Consider the following 18,897-nt stretch of genomic DNA (forward strand, 5'->3'; position numbering starts at 1 on the left):
CGACCTGGGTCGACGCGCTGGCTGGTGTCCGGGGCAATTACTTTTTCACGCCCGAAATCTACGTGACGGGATGGGGCCTGGTCGGCGGCGGTGGCGCCGATCTCGATTGGGATGTCTCCCTGGCGCTCGGCTACAAGTTCACCGACACGATCTCGGCAGTCGCTGGCTACCGGGCGGTCGGCGTGAACTATAACAACGACGGGTTTGTCTTCGACGTCGTCGAGCAGGGACCGATTATCGGCGTCGCGTTTCACTTCTAGGCGGACACCTTAATCTGCTCTGATCTTGGTTCAATGGAGACGGCATCGATGGAGAAAACGGCTTACATCGCGACCCTGCTGGCGCTCGGGCTCGCTCCGGGGTTGGCGAACGCCCAGTCGAATGAAGACCTGGCGAAGAAGCTCTCCAACCCGATCGCCTCGCTGATCAGCGTTCCCTTCCAGTTCAATTACGATCACGGTTACGGCCCCGACGACGGCGACAAGGCGACGCTGAACATCCAGCCTGTCATTCCGTTCGCAATCAACGAGGACTGGAACGTCATCTCGCGCACCATTCTTCCGGTCACGTGGCAGAATGACATCGCCGGCCCATCGGGAACGCAGTTCGGCCTCGGCGATACGACACAGAGCTTCTTCTTCTCTCCTTCTAAACCAACCGAGAGCGGCATTATCTGGGGTGCGGGACCGGCGTTCCTCATTCCGACGGCGACGGACGAATTCCTCGGCACCGGCAAGTGGGGCGCGGGCCCGACCGCGGTCGTCCTCAAGCAGGAAGGGCCATGGACGGTCGGGATGCTCGGCAACCACATCTGGTCATTTGCAGGTCAGAGCGATCGGCCGGACGTGAGTTCCACATTCCTTCAGCCATTCATCGCCTACACGACCAGGGACGCCTGGACGTTCTCGCTGAATACCGAATCCACTTACGACTGGGAAACGAACGACTGGTCCGTTCCGATCAACTTCACGGTCGCCAAGCTGATCACCATCGACAAACAGCCGATCAGTCTGACGGCTGGCATTCGCTATTGGGCGGATGCGCCGGATAACGGCCCCAGTGGTCTGGGCTTCCGTGTGGCTCTGACGTTCCTATTTCCGAAGTAAGTCGTGCTACCGCCAAAGGCGGTCGAGCACCCGCTTATCCAAAGTGAGATCACTGATGAACTTTCTGAAGTCTACCGCCAATCTACTCGCAACGATATCGATTCTGACGCTAGTCTCTGCGCCAATATTCAGCCCCTCGCCCGCAGAGGCGAGACGGGCGGCCGCCGCGTGCGGACCGAGAGGCTGTGCGGCGGCGGCGTGTGGACCACGCGGCTGTGCCGCCGGGGCACGACCAGCTCCAGCCTATCGTCCGGTACCGCGCCGTGGCGTCGTTGTCGTCGCTCCCCATCGCTACTGGAGGCCAGGCGGCGCGATCGCTGCAGGCGCCGCGATAGGCTTTATCGCCGGCGCAACAGCGGTATCGATAGCCGGCACGCCTCCCAAACCGGGATATTGCTGGTATTACACAACTCCTGCCAAAACGACCGGCTTCTGGGACGTGTGCCCCTCATAAATTGGGAGGACACAGCTCGGATGAAGACTTCGCGGGCACGATATTCATGGCTCCTGACCACGCAGGCGATTGGGTCCGCAGCTCTGCTGAGCCAATGTTATCCCTTGTATACTCGGTTGCTTGACGATCCAGGTCACGTGCAGGTGTACGCGGATACGCCGATGGTCGCGGTCATTGCGCTGAGCGTCACGCTGGTGCAAGGCGCGCATTGGTATCGGGTATTCAAGGTCCCCTTGCCAGTGCGAGACACCCACGTTGTGTCGGGCCAGCTAGTCCTCTTCGTCAGCCGCCTCGCCTTCATCATCGCGAGCGCCCTGTTTTCGTTGGTGCTCTTCCGTCATCTTCCCGAGATTGATTTCGGGCTGCACGGGAACGGATTCGTCTGGCGCGGGCTCCTCCTTCTTGCGGTCCTGTTTTCGGTTTTCTGCTTCACTACCGAATTGGAACGTCTCGGCCTGGCCCTCCGAGGTCAGGAGCAAACGCCAGACAACGACGACCGTGCCCGACATTGAAACTGATTGAATTTCAATCCAACAAAGGAAAACGCCATGAAACGCATGTTCATTGCCATCGCCGCGCTCGCGGCCATCCCCACCATCGCCCATGCAGAAGATCTGATCGTCGGAAACTGGAAAACGGAGCTTGGAGACACCGCCGCGATCACGCCCTGCGGCGGCGGCTACTGCATCACCCTTAAATCCGGCAAGCATGCCGGAAAGCAGATCGGCACCTTCAGGGGCAAGGACGGCAGCTACGAAGGCAAGATCACCGATCCCGACGCCAACAAGACATACGACGGCTCTCTGACGGTATCAGCCAATGCACTGAAGCTGAAGGGTTGCGTCCTGAAGGTCGTCTGTGAATCGCAGACCTGGCCACGCCTCTGAGACCATCAGGAACCACCACGACAGGGAGATTGTGAAGATGGGCTCCATCTTGATCGGCGGGGCTGTCTTTGCGTGCCTTGTCGCCGCCACGCTGATCGGCATGGGGTTGCGTGCCCGCCTGCCGGAGCACCATCTGGACGCCGCCTCCAAAGACGTGATCCGATTGGCGACCGCTATCGTTGGAACATTGTCGGCGCTCGCGCTCGGCCTCCTCATCGCTTCTGCGAAGACCGATTTTGACAGTGCGGACGCTGAACTTCGAAGCTCGGTCGCCCGTGTCGTTCTGCTCGACCGCATCCTGGCCCAGTACGGCGAGGAGACCTCGGATGCGCGCGGTCGTTTGCATGAGCTCATCGAGACCAGGCTGAAAAGCAGTTGGAGCGGCAGGAATGAGGGCCAGGCGCCTGTCGATCCATATGACGTATCGCAGACTGTCGAGCCGGTGCAGGTCGCAATCCGGGCATTGACACCAGCGAACGAGGCTCATCGCACACTTCAGTCCCGCGCCTTGGTGGTCAGCGGCGAAATCGCGGAAGCGCACTGGATGACCGTGGAGACCGGCACGGAAGGACTCCCAACCGCGTTTCTTGTGATCTTAGTGTTCTGGCTGGCGTGGTTGTTCGCGACGTTCGGGCTTCAGGCGCCGCCGAATCTTACGGTTGTCTGCATCATCCTTGTATGTGCGGTCTCTGTTGCGGGAGCGGTATTTCTGATCGTGGACATGGCGCATCCGTACATCGGTGCCGTTCATGTCTCGGACGAGCCGCTGAGATCCGCCCTCGACCATATTGGCAAGCAGTGAAGGCGATTGGATTGGACGTTGTTCTGATCCGCGGTACGCCATCTTCTGTGCAGCCCACGGTGCAATGGCTCCGTGGCAAGACGTCCTTAGGCGTCGTCGGTCAAAACCCCTGAAATGCCTGCCGAAGTTCCACCCACAGGGGACCGCCGTGCCGTTCAAGCGAAGGCTGGGAACCTTGCATTAAGACGCATTCGCCACACACGCTAGGGCGCAAGGCATTACCGTCCAACCTCCTATTTGCGCTGGCGCTCGTCCACATCTGGCTATAGAGCGCGCCCCTAAGATATCGACGGCTGCCGCATTTGTTCCGCGCATGATCGCCTGCGCCGACGGATAGGTTCTGAAGGCGTCCCAGAAGGGCAGCGCTCCGGGAAGCAGCAGGAAGCCCGTAAAGAAAAATGAAGACAAGCTCGATCGTCGCGCCGACGATGCCGTTTGGCTCTTGGCTGGAGACGAAACCGAGATATGCGGCGGAGGAGAACACCGGACCGGGAACGGCCTGTGTTGACGGTGACGCGCGAAACGCCGAGCACGCCCGCGAACACCTCCGCGCTCAGCATATCGTCCTCAGCGAGAATCTCCGCCACGCGACGCCGTCCGCGTTCCCGTGCGGCAGCCAATGCTGCCTGAAGCTCGTCATCCGGCTCTGGCGCCTTTTCTACCGGAAACGTATTCTGATGAAGCAGCGGCCCTTTCAACGACTGAAATCGTCTGTGCTCGGGCCAGCGGATCCACCACCACGCGGAAACTGACCTGATGGCCGCCGGCCGCCTGGCTCGCTTAACCGCCCTTGCGTGCTGCCTGATCAGCTGCCAGCGCCTTTAGGCTCTGATGTTGCTGATCCGTTATGTCGATCGTCAATCGGCTCATCGGGCTACTCCGTCAACTGAGAAAACCCACATCGCACAATGCCTCTGGGGAATTCAGCAACTGCATTCCCGATCATTTCCACTCATCACGCATCGCTTCGGTGGTGGTGGGGACGTCGATCTTCACGATCACTTTTCTAGCCCGCACACGTGCCAAGGATCGGCGTCATCAGCTTCACATGTGTATCGATCCGCTCAAGCACTTTTGTCGGAACGACGTCACGCTCCGGCAGCGACCACCAAAACTGATTTACGCGCTCAACGGTCCCGGTCACTGCTTTAAGGACAGCAGCTTCCGGCAGACGTGCACGATTGGCGAAGGCCTTCCATCGCTGCGCGTTCATTGCTTTGAAGGAACGCTCGCCGGCAAGCGACAGCGCCATGGCATCGGCGGGAATATAGGGAACGGTCGAGAGTATGTCGTAGACGGGTGCGAGCGCTGGTTTGTCGCCCGCGCCACGATAGATCAGCGACCAATTCTTGAGGTGCATGTCGCCATTGCCGGTAATGGTAGCCAACGCCAACCGGCAGACGAATTCAAGCGCGGCAGCCAACGAGATGGCAACGCTCAGGGCTGCGGCAATATCGTGATAGGCAGCACCTTCATACTTGCGCGAAGGATAGATGCCGAACACCTGGGCGAAATCCTCGATGTGGATCCGCTCGCCGCCGGCGCCTCTATCGAAGCGTTTGACGAGCAGGGCTTTTCCATCAGTCAGCGTATTGAATTCCTCCGGGATTCCCTCGAATTCCGATTGCTCGACGAGCTCACGCTCCGGCACGTCCATGCCGATCGCTTCGGCCAAAGCGAGATTGGCATATTCGTTTTCCGAGACGCCGGGAAACAATGTCGATGGAAACTTGGCGATATACGAGCCTTGCTCATCCCCGAGTGGTATGGTCAGACTACCACCTTTGCCCGTGTTCTTGATGACGGAAAGCTTCATCTGCACACCCGCAAGCGAAAACCTGGCCTTCGGCTTCAAAGTTGGCAGCTCGCCCACACGAACATGCGTCCCTTCGCTGGCCATGACGCGCACGGCCCCCGGCAGATCCGACCCGAGTGCGACCAGCAGATCGAAATCGTTTCCAGCGCGAACACTGCCTGCGTGGTGCTTCTCCATCGCTTCGCGCAGCTTGTCCTCGGGAAGGAGGTTGGCAAAAAACGCCGGCAGAGCCCTGGCAACAGGTTTGGGATCCTTGCGCAGCCCTCCCGTGGCCGCGCGGAAAGACAGACTGAGCACAGGCAAGCCACCGGTCGCGCGATAGGTATCCTCGAAGCTGAACGCGTTGAAATCGCCTGGTGTCCTGACAATCGTGCCGACCTTCAGATCGTTCAGAAGCACCTCAAGTGATGAGATGGATATGGGATCAAGATATGCCTCAGGCATAGGCATCACCTTCCGGGAGGGACACGAAGGCAGGTAAGTCGTCGTCGTCATCATGCGGCTGCAGCAGAGCATTGATCGCTGGAACCATGGCCTGCGGAATGAGCATCATTTCGAGGCCGAGCGCGCGAGCAATGTTGACCAGGGTCGTCGTGCGGGCGGCTGCGCTCCCTGCCTCGATCTCGCGATACCGGGGACGCGATATGCCTGCCATGTTGGCAACCTGCTCTTGAGTTAGCCCCAGGCCTTTACGCGCCACCTTCAACAGCCGCCCAATTTCCAGCAAGGCCTCTGACTCAGGCCCCATTTTGATATCCTAGCATATCATTCTCCTCAAGATGATATGTCTGCATATCAAAATTTACACAAATGGTCAAGAAAATGATACGCAAGAGGATCATAGTGGCAAGAATGATCCGTTTGCAGTTCATCCTGATCGCTGACGATCCGGCGATTGCGAGCACCGCGGCTGAAACATCTCTCTTCGATACATATTCTATCTAAGGCAGCCTCCTATTCCCGCTCTCCCTTGGGGACGGTTCGCTGCAGGTCAGCGTCCAAGGTCGCCCGCGGCGGCGATGATCTCCGCCGCGGTCGGGAAGATGGCGAGGCTGTTCGGTCCGTCGAGCGACTCAATTTGTGCCCAGCTGATGGTGCCGTTCGCATCGACCAGGAAATGCCCGACGAGCTGGCTAGCGTGGTTCGCGAAGATCGCATTATCGGCTTCATCAAGCTCGAAGCGGTCCTTGGCGTTGAGCACCGTGTTGGCTTCCATCGGGTGTAGCGGTTCCGGCAACTCGCCCGTGGGGTTGATGCGTGCCGCCTGGAACTGCGCCATCGTCGCGCTATAAGGCCATTCGGGCTGTTCGCTGCTCTGATCGGGCAGGAACTCAGCATGCGGCACACCGTAGGCCCGATGCGTGTGGCAGTCCGGATCGCATAGGAGCGTTACTGGCGTCGGACGGTGGCGGAAATACAGGCGGGCGCGTTCCACCGGCGTGTTGATAACGGCCACCGTCTCCACCCCGGCGGCGCGCAGGGTGGGCTGTACGCCGGCAAGCTATTCTACCTGACGCCGGCAGAACGGGCAGTGCAGCCCGCGAAAGAAGCCGATCAAGAATGGGCGACCGCGCAAGTCGGCGAAAGAGACCGTTCCGTCAAAGTTGGCCGTGGCCGGTGCGAACGCGGGGGCGGTTTCTCCAGGTTGCAGCGGGCGCTTTTGGTCTCCCATGGAATAATTGCCTTCTCGTATCGTCTAAGGTGAAACGACTGAAATTTAACTATATCACTTGCCACAAGAAGGCCCATCGCTCGATGTAGAGAACGCCGAGAGTGGCTAGGCACGCTGTTCACCGCGCCGAGCGGCGTCACCAGGCCGAGCCGATGCGCACAATCCAAAGCACGCATGTTCGCGCAATGTCGGACGATCCAGACTCGGAATATTACCCGATTGCCGATTCCACCATCATCCGCGCCCATCAGCACGCCGCCGGCGCAAAAAGGCTGAAGATCAGGCCCTTGGCCGTTCGCACGGAGGACCCGGGTACCAAGATCCACATGGCAGTGCGTGGTCTTGACTGCCCGGTCCGTTTCACACTCACCGCAGGACAGAAGGGCGATGACCGCAAGCTGATGCCCTGATCGACGGCCTGCCGCCGACAGTTCCGGCGCGTCGCAACCGGCTTCGAGAAACGAAAACTACCTCGCTACCCGTTGCGGACGCCTTCAACGGCTTGCCAACGATGCCGTTGGCAAGCCTTCGGTGGGTCAATAATCGACAGGGTCCCTGATAATGGGGCAGGTCATGCAATGGCCGCCGCCCCGTCCGCGCCCAAGCTCGGCGCCAGTAATGGTGATGACCTCGATACCTTCCTTGCGCAAGAGCGTGTTCGTATAGGTGTTGCGGTCATAGGCATAGACGACGCCCGGCGCGGCGCAAACGAGATTGGCGCCGCTGTCCCACTGGGTGCGTTCGCGGACATAGTCGTTGCCGCCGGTTTCGACGACCCGAAGCTTTTTAAGTCCCAGAGCGTCACGGACCGTCTCGACAAAGCTGCCCTTGTCCTTGTGCAGTTCGACACCCCCCTTGCCGTTCGGCCGGTAGGAAAAGGCATCGATGCCATCGACAATATCCGGATAGAGCAGCACGCAATCTCTGTCCGCAAAGGTAAACACCGTGTCGAGATGCATGGCGGCGCGCAGCTTCGGCATGGCCGCGACAATCACGCGCTCGGCTGCCCCCTTCTCGAACAGCGCCGCTGCGACCTGGCTGATGGCCTGACGCGACGTGCGCTCGCTCATGCCGATCAGCACATTGCCTTTGCCAATCGGCATAACATCGCCACCCTCGAGCGTGGCAAGGCCCCAGTCCTTGGTCGGATCGCCCCACCAGATGTTGACCTTGCCAGCGAAATCCGGGTGGAACTTGTAGATTGCGGTGGTGAGGATGGTTTCTTCGTGGCGCGCGGGCCAGTAGAGCGCGTTCAGCGTAACACCGCCATAGATCCAGCAGGTCGTGTCACGGGTGTAGAGCGTGTTCGGGAGTGGCGGCAGCAGGTATTCGTTGACGCCGGCTGCATCGCGAATGAGAGATAGCTGCTCGCCTCCGATTTCCTCCGGGAACTCGTAGGTCGACAGACCGCCGATCAGCGTTTCGGCGAGATCACGGTCAGACAGGCCTTCGAGATAGGAGCGCACCTCGTCGATGAGCCCGAGGCCGATCTGGTTGGGGACGACCTGATGGTCGAGGATCCACTTCTTGGCTTCGGGCACGGCGACCGTCTGTGCCAGGAGATTGTGCATCTCCACGACGTCGATGCCGCGGTCGCGCATCTTGGTCATGAAGTCGAAGTGGTCTCGCTTGGCATTGTCGACCCACAGGACATCATCAAACAGAAGCGCATCGCAATTGGTCGGTGTCAGCCGCTGGTGGGCACGCCCGGGAGCGCACACCAGCACCTTGCGCAACTGCCCAACTTCGGAATGGACGCCAAGTGCCTGAGGGGTGGAAGTTGCAGAAGACATGCGTTTCCTCCTTTTCAGATTGTCAGGTATCCCGTGGCCAAAGCAATGATCGCGACAATGCAGCCTGTAACGGCGGCGGCGAAGATTACCCAGTCTGCGGCTGTGTTGAAGATCTGCTTGCCCTGCTCGCGCCGCGCCCAGAAGTAGAGAACTGTTCCCGGTGCATAAAGAAGGGCCGATAGCAGGACGAATTTCATGCCGCCGGCGACGATCATGAAGATCGTGTAGATGGCGGCAATGCTCGCGATGGTCAGATCCCGGTTGCGTTCCTGCGGTCTGAGGTCATAGGTCAGTCGCCGCTTTGCCAACAGGAAGCCGAATGCAGCGACAAAAAGATACGGGATGAGCGACATGGCGCTGGTGAGGTTCAGCATCAGCGCGAAGGCATCTCTGGACCAGTAGGTACTGATGACGAAGAGCTGGACGATGCCATTTGTCAGCCAAAGGGCAGCCGCTGGAACCCTGTTTTCATTTTCCGTGCCAAACAGTCGGGGCATGTCATTCGTGCGTGCGGCAATATAGAGCACCTCGGCACACACCAGTGACCAGGCGAGATAAGCGCCCAGCACCGAAACGATGACGCCGATGCTGATGAACACCGCGCCCCAGGGGCCAACGACGGCTGCAAGCACGCCCGCCATCGAAGGTTGGCTCATGGCGGCGATTTCAGGACGCTGAAGGACGGCATATGGCAAGAGCGTGACGAGGACCATCAACGCGCTGACGCCGATGAAACCCATGATCGTGGCGGTGCCGACGTCAGTGCGCGTGCGTGCGTAGCGCGAATAGTTGCTGGCCCCCTCGATCCCGATGAAGACGAACACGGTCGCCAGCATCGTGGCCCGCACCTGCTCGAGCAGCGAGGCTTCGGGCATGCCTTCGCCACCCCAGAAGTTCAGCCGGAACAGGTCAAGCTTGAAAAAAACGAAGAGGATGATGATGAAGGCGATGATCGGCACGACTTTTGCGACTGTCACAACCGTGTTGATGAGGGCCGCCTGCTGAATGCCCTTCAGGATCATGAAGTGAAACAGCCAGATCCCAATCGATGCGACGACGATCGCAACCACCGTGTTGCCGTCGCCGAAGACCGGAAAGAAGCCACCGAGCGTTGATTTGATCAGGACCCAGTAGGAAACGTTGCCGATGCAACTGCCGATCCAGTAGCCGAAGGCCGACAGGAAGCCTGGATAGTCGCCAAAGCCTTCCTTGGCGTAGGCATAAACACCGGCATCAAGGTCGGGCTTGCGTTCGGCAAGTGCCTGGAAAACACGCGCCAGCATGTACATGCCACCGCCGGCGACGCACCAGGCAATGATCGCGCCGAAAGGACCGGTTGCGATACCAAAAGTACGCGGTAGAGAGAAAATTCCGGCTCCGACCATGGAGCCGACCACCATTGCGGTCAGAGAAAACAGTGAGAACTTCTGCTGCGAGTCTGCCATTTGAGAAAACCTCTCAGTTCAAGCATTATCTCTGTTCAGCTGTCAGTTTGATGTAAGGCTTTTGCATTCTGGCAGGGCGTGGTTTTGCCCCTATGAGTTGTCTGACGCTATATGCTAATTCTCCCGTTTGCAATTTCGAATATAGTCACAGCTGCACTTAGAAATAGCAGGCCGAAAGCGGCCTTTTCCCAATGGTTAAAGACACGCTCGCCCTGCTCCCGTCTCGCCAGGGAAAAAAGAACCGTACCGGGACAATAAAGAAGAGTGGTGAGAAGCAGATGCTTTGCGCCAGCTGCATATATCAGGCCACTCGTGTAGATCAGCGCCAGCAGAGATTGCATAAATTCTGCGTGACCGGGAAATTGCCTTGTTGCCCTCCGGCTCCAGGAGAGTTTGACGCCATAGGCTGCAACAAAAAAATAGGGGATCAAGATCATTGAGCTTGTCATCGCCACCGCCAATGTGAAGGCGTACTGGGTGAAAAGCGTAAGGATCAGAAATAGCTGAACCAGGATATTTGTCAGCCACAGCGCATTGGCGGGCACGCCCTTGCTGTTTTCCCTCGATAAAAACCGGGGCATCGTTTCGTATTTCGACGCCGAGTATAAGATCTCTGCGGCAAGCAGGACCCAGGCGAGATAGGCACCGGCGACGGAGATGATCAATCCGACGCTGACGAAGACGGCACCCCACGGGCCCACGGCCGCTGCAAGGACACCTGCCATGGAGGGATTGCGAAGTTGGCCAAGCTCACCGGGTGAAAGTATGCCATATGACAATAGTGTCACGGCTAGCATCAAGCCGAGGACGATCAGAAATCCGCCTACCGTGGCGATCCCGACGTCTGACCTCTTCATTGCATATCGCGAATAGACACTTGCACCCTCGATGCCAACGAAGACGAATACTGTAACCAGCATCGTACTGCGCACCTGATTGGCGATGGCGGTGACGGTGCGATCTCCCTCTCCCCAGAAGCCGCCGCTGAAGGCCTCCCACTTGAAGGCAAGCAGCACCAGTATGATGAAAACCATGATTGGAATGAGCTTTGCGGCTGTAACGACTGCATTTAAAGCCGCGGCCTGGCGGATGCCTTGAAGGATAAGCCAGTGCATCGCCCAAAGCAGGCACGAAGAGGTCGCAACCGCAACGACCGTATTTCCATCTCCGAAGATTGGAAAGAACAGGCCGAGGGTCGATTTTATGAGAACAAAATACGATACGTTGCCCAATAGAGCAGCACTCCAGTAACCGAGCGCCGATAAGAAGCCTGCATAGTTGCCAAATCCCTCCTTGGCGTAGGCATATATGCCCGCGTCAAGGTCAGGTCGCCGCTCCGAAAGGGTCTGGAACACAAAAGCGACCATCAGCATCCCGACACCGGCAATCGTCCAAGCAATCACCGCGCCCAGCGGCCCTGTCGCCCTGCCGAAGGCTTGAGGCAGCGAGAAAATTCCCGCGCCGACCATGGAACCAACCACGATTCCCATCAGTGTCCAGGCCGAAAACTTGGTCTGAGGAGAAGAACTGGGCATCGTTGCTCCTTGAACTGGCTTTCGCCGCGCCTGACGAATGAAGCTTGGCTTGGCATTCGCAATCTTGTTTCTTGAGCCCGAACGGCCGCGTCTTGGGGCCTCGCCCGGGGTCCGGATCAGGACATTAAGACGTGGAATTGGCGCCAAACAAAGCACCGACAAGAAGACCTCCAGACACCGACACGCCATCGCCCGGCTGTGAGCCGCGCCGGCTCCGCTTGCGGCAGCCAGAGGCACCATTGCGGGCCTGATTGCCGTTGGCGAAGCCAATTTATTCATTCGCTGCGGAACCATGCCCTGAGGCTCTATTTCTGCGTGTATGAAATATTGTGCGGTGCCTTAAAAAATCAAATGCCTTGTCAGACTGTTCAAATCCGACATCAGGCCTGACGGCACCATGCGTTCCAATCAGCAGCCGGCGGCCTGGCCTTCTTCACTGCCGCCCAAGCATGACCAGCCTCGGTCGGGATATTCTGAACGAGGATGGCACCCGAGGCGGAATGGACAGCAATGGCGAGATGATGGTACTGATTGGCTCGCGCCAAACGTGATTTCGTTTTCTGAAACTGACCTGCGAGAAAGCCGCCTTCCGGGGACGAGACGAAATGATCGCTGTGTTATTGAGTTTGCGTTACGTGATGGCGCTGGCATCTGTCGGTGTCATCGCCGCGTCTTTCTTGATGTTCTGGGAAGGCCTCCTGACAATCTGGGATGCGTTCGCATACATCCGCACTGATCCGGATCAAGCCGTCGTGACTGCGGTCCTGCAGGGTACGGACAAGCTGTTGTTCGGTATCGTCCTGGTGATCTTCGGCTGCGCGATTACCGTAGGATTCGTCATCAGCCCGTCTTCGCGCAAACAATTGCCGGAATGGATGGTGATTGAAGACATCGCCGAGCTCAAGAATCTCTTTTTTCAGATGATCATTCTCTATCTCGTCGTCCATTTCGTGACATTGGTTGCCGAGACCGCCGATGCGATGCCCCAATGGAATGCGCTGGTCTTGCCTGTCGCTATCGTCTTGTTGGCCGCAGCAATGAAAATAATCGCATCGGTTTCCTCGCACCCGCGGCCGGCTGAGATCAAGACAGACGCAGCAAGTGGCGATGTCACATCAGGCGCTTAGGCCCGCCTTGCAGTCATTCCACCTGGCACCCCGGATAACGGACCTCACCGAGCCTCTTGGCGTCTCGATCGAGGCCCTCGCCTCTCCTGCTGCATCCTGTTAAAATCCGCAGCAAGCGCGACCTCGACGAAACGGATGGCGAAGGAAAGGCGGGGCGACCACAAACGGCCGCCCCTCCCTCTCAGGCATGTGCAGGCGCAGGTGCCGCTTGCCGCTTTTCGGCCTCGGCATCTCTCGGTATCCGGAACCAGGCGACGTAAAGGGCGGGGAGAAAGAGAAGCGTCAGAACCGTGCCGACAACAATGCCTCCCATCATCGCGTAGGCCATGGGCCCCCAGAAGATCTCGCGCGAGATCGGGATGAGCGCCAGCGTTGCGGCAGCCGCCGTCAGCATGATTGGGCGCATTCGATGCTCGGTCGCTTCGATGACGGCTTGCCATGGTGGCACGCCCTCGCTTCGAAGATGTTCTATCTGGACGACAAGGATGACCGAGTTGCGGATCAGGATGCCGATCAGCGCGAGCACCCCCAGTATGGCGACGAACCCCAATGGGGCATTGCTGAGCAACAGGGCGGCAACCACGCCGATCAGCGCCAGAGGTGCAACGGCAAAGACCAGGAAGAGCCTGCTGAAGCTTTGCAGCTGGATCATCAGGATCGTCGCCATGACGAACAGCATCAGCGGTGCGACGGCAGCGATCGGCCCCTGCGCCTTTGCGCTTTCCTCGACCGCGCCGCCGGTGGCGATGTGGTAGCCGGCCGGAAGCGTCTTTGTGAACGCGTCGACCTTCGGCTGCAATTCCGTGACGATGGTCGCCGGCTGTGTCGGTCCGACAACGGCAGCCTTGATGGTGATGGTCGGCGTGCGGGTTCGCCGCCAGATCGTCGGCTGCTCCAGCTCGTAGCGGAAGTTGGCAACCGCCGAGAGTGGCACGGAGTTGCCGTTTGAACCGGCCAACTGAAGGTTTTGCAGCGTCTCGATCGACCCCCGCTCCGAGGCCTGGGCACGACCGACAACATCGACGAGATAGATGTCGTCCCTGATCTTGGTGGCCGCGGTCCCCTCCACGATGCCGCTAAGCGCGGTCGCAATGTCCTGTGAGGAGACACCCAGTTGCCGCGCCTTGTCCTGAAGGACATCGACCTTTACGACGCGCGACGGTTCGTTCCAGTCGAATGTCATGTTGGAGAGCAAGGGGTGCTGGCCGACAATGCCGGCAAGTTGCTGGGCAATGTCGCGGACCTTCTGGATATCCGGTCCGCTGATGCGGTATTGCACCGGCTTGCCAACAGGAGGGCCGATGTCGAGAAGCTTTACGAATGCATCGGTTCCGGGAAAGGTTTTCGTCAGGTAGTCCTGCAGTTCGGCCTTGACCTTGTCGCGAACATCAAGCCCCTTGGTGACAATAACGGTTTGACCGACCGAGACGTCGGGGGTTTGAACATCGAACGACAGGATGAAGCGGGGAGCACCTTGTCCGACATAGGTCGTCCAGTGCTCGATGTCCTTGTTGTTGGCAAGCATCTCCTGTTCGAACCTGGCCATCTGCTTGTTCGTCTCCGAGATCGAGCTGTTATGCGGCAAGTTCCAGTCGACGATGAGTTCCGGTCTGTCGGAGGAAGGGAAGAACTGCTGTTGCACCAGGCTCATTGCGCCGATGGAAAGGGCAAATGCCGCCACAGTCGCGCCAATCGTAACCCAGCGCCAGCGCATGGCCACGCTAAGGAGCCATGTGAAGGCTCTTGCGAAGCGGCCCTTCTGATCATGATGGGACTTCATCGTCTTCGGGAGGATCGTTACGCCCAAAAGCGGTGTGAACAAAACCGCGACAATCCATGAAACCAGAAGCGAGACTGCAATCACCACAAAAAGGGTGAAGGTAAATTCGCCGGCCGCGCTGCTGTTCAGCCCAACCGGGATGAAGCCTGCCACCGTCACGAGCGTGCCCGTCAGCATCGGGAAGGCTGTCGAGGTGTAGACGTATGTTGCCGCCTTTTTGAGGTCGTCGCCCGCCTCCAGGCGGGCCACCATCATTTCAACGGCAATCATCGCGTCATCGACCAGAAGGCCAAGGGCGATGATCAGCGCGCCAAGAGAAATACGCTGCATCGAAATGCCTGAATAGGCCATGACGAGGAAGGTGATCGCCAGCACGAGCGGGATGGAGATGGCAACGACAAGCCCTGCGCGCGCGCCGAGACTGATGAAACTGATCGCCAGCACGATGATGATTGCCTCAAACAGCGCGCGCGTGAAGCCCGATACCGCCTCGTCGACGACGGCGGGCTGGTCGGAGACGCGCTTGACGTCGACGCCAACAGGCAGATCGGCAACGACCCTGTCTATCTCCTGATCCAGCGCCTTGCCAAATTCGAGGAGATTTGCGCCGACCTTCATGCCGATGGCAAGACCAATCGCCGGCTGGCCATTGTATCGGAACAGCGACGAGGGCGGATCGACATAACCGCGCTTGATCGTGGCGACATCGGTCAGCGGAAAGAAGCGGTCGTTGACACGCAGGTTGATCGATTTCAGACTTTCCTCCGATGTGAACTGGCCGCTCACCCGCAAGGCAATACGCTCGGGCCCGGCGTCGACGAAACCCGATTGTGTGACGGCATTTTGCGCCTGCAGCGTCTCGATCACGGATTGCTGGTTGATCCCAAGCGCTGCGATCTTTCGCGTCGAGAACTCCAGATAGATGGCCTCGTCCTGCGCACCGATGATGTCGACCTTGCCGACGTTTTGAACCGTCAGGACTTTTGCGCGGGCATCCTCGACGAGATCACGCAGCTGGCGTTGTGTCAGGCCGTCGCTGGTAAAGGCGTAGATATTGCCGAAGACGTCGCCGAAGCGATCGTTGAAAAATGGCCCCACGACGCCGCTCGGGAAGTCTGCCTTGATGTCGCCGATCATATTGCGGACGCGCATCCAGATGGCGTTCACATCCTTAGCCTTGGTGGTCGGCAGAAGCTCTACGAAAATCGTCGTTTGCCCGGCGACCGTCTGGCTCTTCGTGTAGTCGAGGAATTCCAGCTCCTCGAGCTTCTTTTCGATGCGGTCAGTGACTTGCTTGGTGACCTCTTCGGCCGATGCACCGGGCCACTTAGCCTGAATGATCATGGTCTTGATGGTGAAATTCGGATCTTCCTCGCGGCCAAGCCCGATATAGGAAATCGCGCCGGCCAGAATGAAGACGATCATGAAGTACCAGACGAGCGAACGGTGCTCGAGCGCCCAGTCGGAAAGATTGAATTTTTTCACGAGCTATTCCCTTAATCCACCCTGACGGCCTGGCCATCAACAAGCGTGTGGACCCCGGCGACGACGACGCGGTCGCCCGCATTGACGCCATTGGCGATCAGAACGGAGCCCTCTTCGACCATGAATTTGTCGATCGTGATCGCGCGAATGGAAACCTTGGCGGCGGCAGCGTCGACCACAAAGACATTCGCCTTTCCGTCCTTCATCAGGATGGACGAGGACGGCAGCTGGATCATCGGCTGAGCGGCAACGGTTGCGATTGCGGTGACGACCGAGCCCAGGCGAAATGCTGCTGGCGGATCGACGAGCGTTATCTTCGTGCGTCGCGTGCGCGTTGCAGCCTCGGCTTCCGGGGCGATCTCCCTGATGACGCCTTTCGTACGGATGGCCGGGTCCAATTGGAGAGCGACCTCGAAAGGCGATCCCACCTTGAGACCGTCGAAGCTTGCGACCGGTATGTCGATCACTGCGTCGCGCTGGTCGGGACGGGCAATCGTGGCGATGCTCTGGCCGGCAGCGACGACCTGGCCGACTTCCGCTGAGGTTGCCGTCACGACGCCATCGAATTCTGCGCGAAGCTGCGTATAGCCCAGCTGCTCCTCGGCCTTGTCAAGATTGGCCTGCGCCTTGGCAACCGCTGCACTCGCACTTCTGCGCCCGAGTTCAGCCTCCTCATAGGCCGCCTCGCTTCCCGATTTCGTTTCGGCAAGTGAGCGCTGGCGCTCTTCCGTGGATATTGCGTTTGCAAGCTGCGCCTGCGCGTTCGACAGTTCTGACTGGGCGCTCTTGACCGCAAGCTCCAGCGAAAGAGGATCTATGGCAGCAACGACATCGCCCTTCTTGATCACGTCGCCGACGCTGACCTTGCGGGCGATCACCCTTCCCAGCACGCGAAACCCAAGCTGGGTTTCGATCTTGGCGGCAACCGTGCCCGGCAGGCTGAGAGACGAGGCAGCGGTCGATTTGGCGACAACCGAAAGGACCGGGCGGGGTGGCTCCTTGCGCGCCTCATCCTGCTTCTGGCAAGACGCAAGCAGCACCGTTGCAAGGAGCAACAGGCCAGATGTCGAACGGATGCTCATTTTTCGGCTCCTTTGTCATATGAGACGACCTCGCCTGACCGTAAGAATTTGGCGCCGTCGACGACGACGATGTCGCCCTGGCTGACACCCGCTCTAACCGCAAAGCGGCCGGTCTCGTAGCCGGAGACATCGATTGGCCGCATCGACACGCTTGACGACGACGGATCGACGATCCAGACAGCCGGCTGGCCGCCCTTCGAGGCCATTGCCGACCACGGCAATTCGATTGCGTCTTCGGCGAGCGAGCGGAAGGAGCCGACGACTGGAGCGCCGAGCTGCATGTCTGCGGCACCTTCGAGACCCACCTTGACCCTGATCGTTCCGGTCGACGGCTCGATCGTCGGCGAGATTTCGCGTACCGAAGCCTCTGTCGTGCGAGATGACCCCGCAAGCAGGCTGACAGCAACTTTGCTTTCGAGCTTGCGCCCGAGGTACAGGGATTCAAAGACGTTGAAGACAGCGTCTCGCGGCCCGTCATGAGCAAGCGTGAATATCAGTTGCGCGGCTTGTGCGACCTGGCCGACCTCGGCATTTCGGGCAGTGATGACGCCGTCGGCATCGGCGCGTAATTCTGTATAGGAGAGCGCGTCTTGCGCCGTATCGAGCTGGGCCTCAGCCGATTTCAGGCTTCCTTGGGCTGTCAACAGCGCTTCCTGCGCCTGATCGAGTGCAGCCCGCGTCGTAACCTGCGTCCGGAAGAGGTTTTGCTGTCGCTCGAAGGCCAGCTTTGCCTGCGTTTGCTGGGCAAGCGCCGACTGGAGGCTGGCCTTGGCGACGTCGAGATCTGCCCGCTGCTCTTCGGCATCCATGCGCGCAAGCACCTGCCCCGCCTTTACGGGCAACCCGACATCGACAAGGCGCTCGACGATGCGTCCACTGACCCTGAAGGAAAGGTCGCTCTCGACGCGTGCCCTCACTTCTCCGGTGATGGCGCTGGTGTCGACGACAGGCAGAGCCTTCACCACGACGGTCTCCACCCTTTTCGGCTTTGCCTCACCTGCGGCCTGCTTTTCGCATGAGGCAAGCGCTGTCACGCTGACACAAAGCCAGACGGCAACAAGGATAGTTCTCATGAATTGATCCCTTGAATCGGTTTGCAGCGTGGATATTATTGACTTACCCGTTAGTCAATAGAAATGTCTTGACGCGACGTCGTCAATCACGCTCAAGGTGGGACATGCCCGATATGAAAAAGCTGACCCGTGCGGAGCAGAAGGCCCGCCGCCCGACACAGATCCTGGATGCGGCCTTTGAAGAGTTCATAGAGCGCGGCTACGTCGCGACCCGATTGGAGGACATCGCAACGAGGGTCGGGGTGACGAAAGGGACGATCTACGTCTATTTCGAAACCAAGGAGCAGCTTTTTGAAGCGATGATCAGGCACATTTCAGTGCCGTTCGAAGATCTCCTGGCGAGCGCACAGGAACTTAAGGGGACGGCCGCCGGGCGGCTCGAGAGACTTTTGGAACTGGTCTACAACCGGATTGTCGAGGATCGCCAATTGCGCGAACTCATGAAGTTCGTCATCGCGGAAGGATCGCGGTTTCCCCAAATCGTCGACCGGCACCACGAGGCGTTCATCGACCCTCTCGACAGCTACGTTCAATCGCTTCTCGACGAGGGCGTGGAACATGGCGAGTTCCGAGCGATGCCGGCGGCGTTCGCCGATGCCGTCGTTGCACCTGCAATCGCCTTTCTGGTCTTCAAGCTTATCTTTGACGAGCGAAGAACCCTGGACAAGGCCACGTACCTGAAAGCCCATGTCGATCTGGTTTTGAACGGCTTGTTGGTCCAGGTCGCCTGAGCGTGTGGGCGCTGCCCAGCCGTTCGTTCGAATGAAACGAACGGTTCAAACTCTACCAGTGGACGGCATGAAAGTGCCCTCCTGTTGTCACGTCTGAAGCACTTGTCGA

Annotated in this window: 15 protein-coding genes and 6 pseudogenes; 9 read left to right on the forward strand and 12 right to left on the reverse strand. The window is 59.0% G+C overall.

The window, feature by feature from the left end:
* From ATY79_RS10635 to ATY79_RS10660, 6 genes and pseudogenes are all read left to right on the forward strand, one after another.
* Nucleotides 1-260: pseudogene (locus tag ATY79_RS10635) on the forward strand (hypothetical protein); the annotation flags it as partial.
* Nucleotides 261-308: 48 nt separating this feature from the next.
* Nucleotides 309-1,106 carry a hypothetical protein gene (locus tag ATY79_RS10640; RefSeq protein WP_088703817.1) on the forward strand — a complete coding sequence of 266 codons (798 nt, stop codon included), beginning with the start codon at nt 309-311 and terminating at the stop codon, nt 1,104-1,106.
* 55 nt (nt 1,107-1,161) lie between these two features.
* Nucleotides 1,162-1,560 (forward strand): hypothetical protein, encoded by a 399-nt coding sequence (locus tag ATY79_RS31440; RefSeq protein WP_088703818.1) that lies wholly within the window; start codon nt 1,162-1,164, stop codon nt 1,558-1,560.
* 161 nt (nt 1,561-1,721) lie between these two features.
* Nucleotides 1,722-2,072, forward strand: a complete 351-nt coding sequence (locus ATY79_RS30475; RefSeq protein WP_141105718.1) for a hypothetical protein — start codon at nt 1,722-1,724, stop codon at nt 2,070-2,072.
* A gap of 36 nt (nt 2,073-2,108) precedes the next feature.
* Nucleotides 2,109-2,447, forward strand: a complete 339-nt coding sequence (locus tag ATY79_RS10655; RefSeq protein WP_088703820.1) for a DUF2147 domain-containing protein — start codon at nt 2,109-2,111, stop codon at nt 2,445-2,447.
* Between the two features lie 37 nt (nt 2,448-2,484).
* Entirely contained in the window at nt 2,485-3,249 is a 765-nt protein-coding gene (locus tag ATY79_RS10660; RefSeq protein ID WP_088703821.1) for a DUF4239 domain-containing protein, read from the forward strand.
* A gap of 244 nt (nt 3,250-3,493) precedes the next feature.
* On the opposite strand, the pseudogene ATY79_RS31445 reads toward ATY79_RS10660, so the two are convergent.
* From ATY79_RS31445 to ATY79_RS10690, 6 genes and pseudogenes are all read right to left on the reverse strand, one after another.
* Nucleotides 3,494-3,757, reverse strand: a pseudogene (locus tag ATY79_RS31445) (chromate transporter); the annotation flags it as partial.
* Nucleotides 3,750-4,058 (reverse strand): annotated as a pseudogene (locus tag ATY79_RS31450) (XRE family transcriptional regulator); the annotation flags it as partial. The pseudogenes ATY79_RS31445 and ATY79_RS31450, both read right to left, overlap by 8 nt.
* Nucleotides 4,051-4,119: pseudogene (locus ATY79_RS31885) on the reverse strand (antitoxin); the annotation flags it as partial. The pseudogenes ATY79_RS31885 and ATY79_RS31450, both read right to left, overlap by 8 nt.
* A 136-nt stretch (nt 4,120-4,255) precedes the next feature.
* Nucleotides 4,256-5,509: a HipA domain-containing protein gene (locus ATY79_RS10680; RefSeq protein ID WP_088703823.1), complete on the reverse strand. Its 1,254-nt coding sequence runs from the start codon at nt 5,507-5,509 to the stop codon at nt 4,256-4,258.
* The gene (locus tag ATY79_RS10685) at nt 5,502-5,813 is read right to left on the reverse strand and encodes a helix-turn-helix domain-containing protein (protein WP_088703824.1); all 312 of its coding nucleotides are present in this window, start codon (nt 5,811-5,813) and stop codon (nt 5,502-5,504) included. Before ATY79_RS10685 ends, ATY79_RS10680 begins: the two co-directional genes overlap by 8 nt.
* A gap of 243 nt (nt 5,814-6,056) precedes the next feature.
* Nucleotides 6,057-6,737: pseudogene (locus tag ATY79_RS10690) on the reverse strand (redoxin domain-containing protein).
* Between the two features lie 182 nt (nt 6,738-6,919).
* Between ATY79_RS10690 and ATY79_RS10695 the strand changes: the two are divergent.
* A pseudogene (locus ATY79_RS10695) lies at nt 6,920-7,161 on the forward strand (transposase); the annotation flags it as partial.
* 112 nt (nt 7,162-7,273) lie between these two features.
* On the opposite strand, the gene arcA reads toward ATY79_RS10695, so the two are convergent.
* From arcA to ATY79_RS10710, 3 genes are all read right to left on the reverse strand, one after another.
* Complete coding sequence (gene arcA, locus ATY79_RS10700; protein WP_088703825.1) at nt 7,274-8,530, reverse strand: arginine deiminase; 1,257 nt, start codon at nt 8,528-8,530, stop codon at nt 7,274-7,276.
* Between the two features lie 14 nt (nt 8,531-8,544).
* Nucleotides 8,545-9,975 (reverse strand): basic amino acid/polyamine antiporter, encoded by a 1,431-nt coding sequence (locus tag ATY79_RS10705; protein WP_088703826.1) that lies wholly within the window; start codon nt 9,973-9,975, stop codon nt 8,545-8,547.
* Between the two features lie 107 nt (nt 9,976-10,082).
* Nucleotides 10,083-11,510: a basic amino acid/polyamine antiporter gene (locus tag ATY79_RS10710; RefSeq protein WP_088703827.1), complete on the reverse strand. Its 1,428-nt coding sequence runs from the start codon at nt 11,508-11,510 to the stop codon at nt 10,083-10,085.
* Nucleotides 11,511-12,115: 605 nt separating this feature from the next.
* Between ATY79_RS10710 and ATY79_RS10715 the strand changes: the two genes are divergently transcribed.
* Nucleotides 12,116-12,637 (forward strand): YqhA family protein, encoded by a 522-nt coding sequence (locus ATY79_RS10715; RefSeq protein ID WP_088703828.1) that lies wholly within the window; start codon nt 12,116-12,118, stop codon nt 12,635-12,637.
* A 181-nt stretch (nt 12,638-12,818) separates the two neighbouring features.
* Here ATY79_RS10715 and ATY79_RS10720 read toward each other — a convergent pair whose 3' ends face one another.
* Genes ATY79_RS10720 through ATY79_RS10730 form a run of 3 tightly spaced genes read right to left on the reverse strand, consistent with a single transcriptional unit; the run spans nt 12,819 to nt 18,057 of the window.
* Nucleotides 12,819-15,902, reverse strand: coding sequence for an efflux RND transporter permease subunit (locus tag ATY79_RS10720; RefSeq protein ID WP_088703829.1), 3,084 nt, complete (start codon nt 15,900-15,902; stop codon nt 12,819-12,821).
* Nucleotides 15,903-15,913: 11 nt separating this feature from the next.
* The gene (locus tag ATY79_RS10725) at nt 15,914-16,984 is read right to left on the reverse strand and encodes an efflux RND transporter periplasmic adaptor subunit (protein ID WP_088703830.1); all 1,071 of its coding nucleotides are present in this window, start codon (nt 16,982-16,984) and stop codon (nt 15,914-15,916) included.
* Nucleotides 16,981-18,057, reverse strand: coding sequence for an efflux RND transporter periplasmic adaptor subunit (locus tag ATY79_RS10730; protein ID WP_088703831.1), 1,077 nt, complete (start codon nt 18,055-18,057; stop codon nt 16,981-16,983). The genes ATY79_RS10725 and ATY79_RS10730 overlap by 4 nt, the downstream gene beginning before the upstream one ends.
* Before the next feature lie 104 nt (nt 18,058-18,161).
* Between ATY79_RS10730 and ATY79_RS10735 the strand changes: the two genes are divergently transcribed.
* On the forward strand, nt 18,162-18,788 hold the full coding sequence (locus tag ATY79_RS10735; RefSeq protein ID WP_088703832.1) for a TetR/AcrR family transcriptional regulator: 627 nt from the start codon (nt 18,162-18,164) through the stop codon (nt 18,786-18,788).
* The last annotated feature ends 109 nt before the right edge of the window (nt 18,789-18,897 follow it).

Origin of the sequence: Rhizobium sp. R693, from assembly GCF_002211315.1 — a bacterium.
GTDB lineage: Bacteria > Pseudomonadota > Alphaproteobacteria > Rhizobiales > Rhizobiaceae > Rhizobium.

Excerpts from the sequence above, each read along its gene's own strand:
- ATY79_RS10640 (WP_088703817.1), top strand. The coding sequence starts at position 309 with ATGGAGAAAACGGCTTACATCGCGACCCTGCTGGCGCTCGGGCTCGCT.
- ATY79_RS31440 (WP_088703818.1), top strand. The coding sequence starts at position 1,162 with ATGAACTTTCTGAAGTCTACCGCCAATCTACTCGCAACGATATCGATT.
- ATY79_RS30475 (WP_141105718.1), top strand. The coding sequence starts at position 1,722 with ATGGTCGCGGTCATTGCGCTGAGCGTCACGCTGGTGCAAGGCGCGCAT.
- ATY79_RS10655 (WP_088703820.1), top strand. The coding sequence starts at position 2,109 with ATGAAACGCATGTTCATTGCCATCGCCGCGCTCGCGGCCATCCCCACC.
- ATY79_RS10660 (WP_088703821.1), top strand. The coding sequence starts at position 2,485 with ATGGGCTCCATCTTGATCGGCGGGGCTGTCTTTGCGTGCCTTGTCGCC.
- ATY79_RS10680 (WP_088703823.1), bottom strand. The coding sequence starts at position 5,509 with ATGCCTGAGGCATATCTTGATCCCATATCCATCTCATCACTTGAGGTG.
- ATY79_RS10685 (WP_088703824.1), bottom strand. The coding sequence starts at position 5,813 with ATGGGGCCTGAGTCAGAGGCCTTGCTGGAAATTGGGCGGCTGTTGAAG.
- arcA (WP_088703825.1), bottom strand. The coding sequence starts at position 8,530 with ATGTCTTCTGCAACTTCCACCCCTCAGGCACTTGGCGTCCATTCCGAA.
- ATY79_RS10705 (WP_088703826.1), bottom strand. The coding sequence starts at position 9,975 with ATGGCAGACTCGCAGCAGAAGTTCTCACTGTTTTCTCTGACCGCAATG.
- ATY79_RS10710 (WP_088703827.1), bottom strand. The coding sequence starts at position 11,510 with ATGCCCAGTTCTTCTCCTCAGACCAAGTTTTCGGCCTGGACACTGATG.
- ATY79_RS10715 (WP_088703828.1), top strand. The coding sequence starts at position 12,116 with ATGATCGCTGTGTTATTGAGTTTGCGTTACGTGATGGCGCTGGCATCT.
- ATY79_RS10725 (WP_088703830.1), bottom strand. The coding sequence starts at position 16,984 with ATGAGCATCCGTTCGACATCTGGCCTGTTGCTCCTTGCAACGGTGCTG.
- ATY79_RS10730 (WP_088703831.1), bottom strand. The coding sequence starts at position 18,057 with ATGAGAACTATCCTTGTTGCCGTCTGGCTTTGTGTCAGCGTGACAGCG.
- ATY79_RS10735 (WP_088703832.1), top strand. The coding sequence starts at position 18,162 with ATGCCCGATATGAAAAAGCTGACCCGTGCGGAGCAGAAGGCCCGCCGC.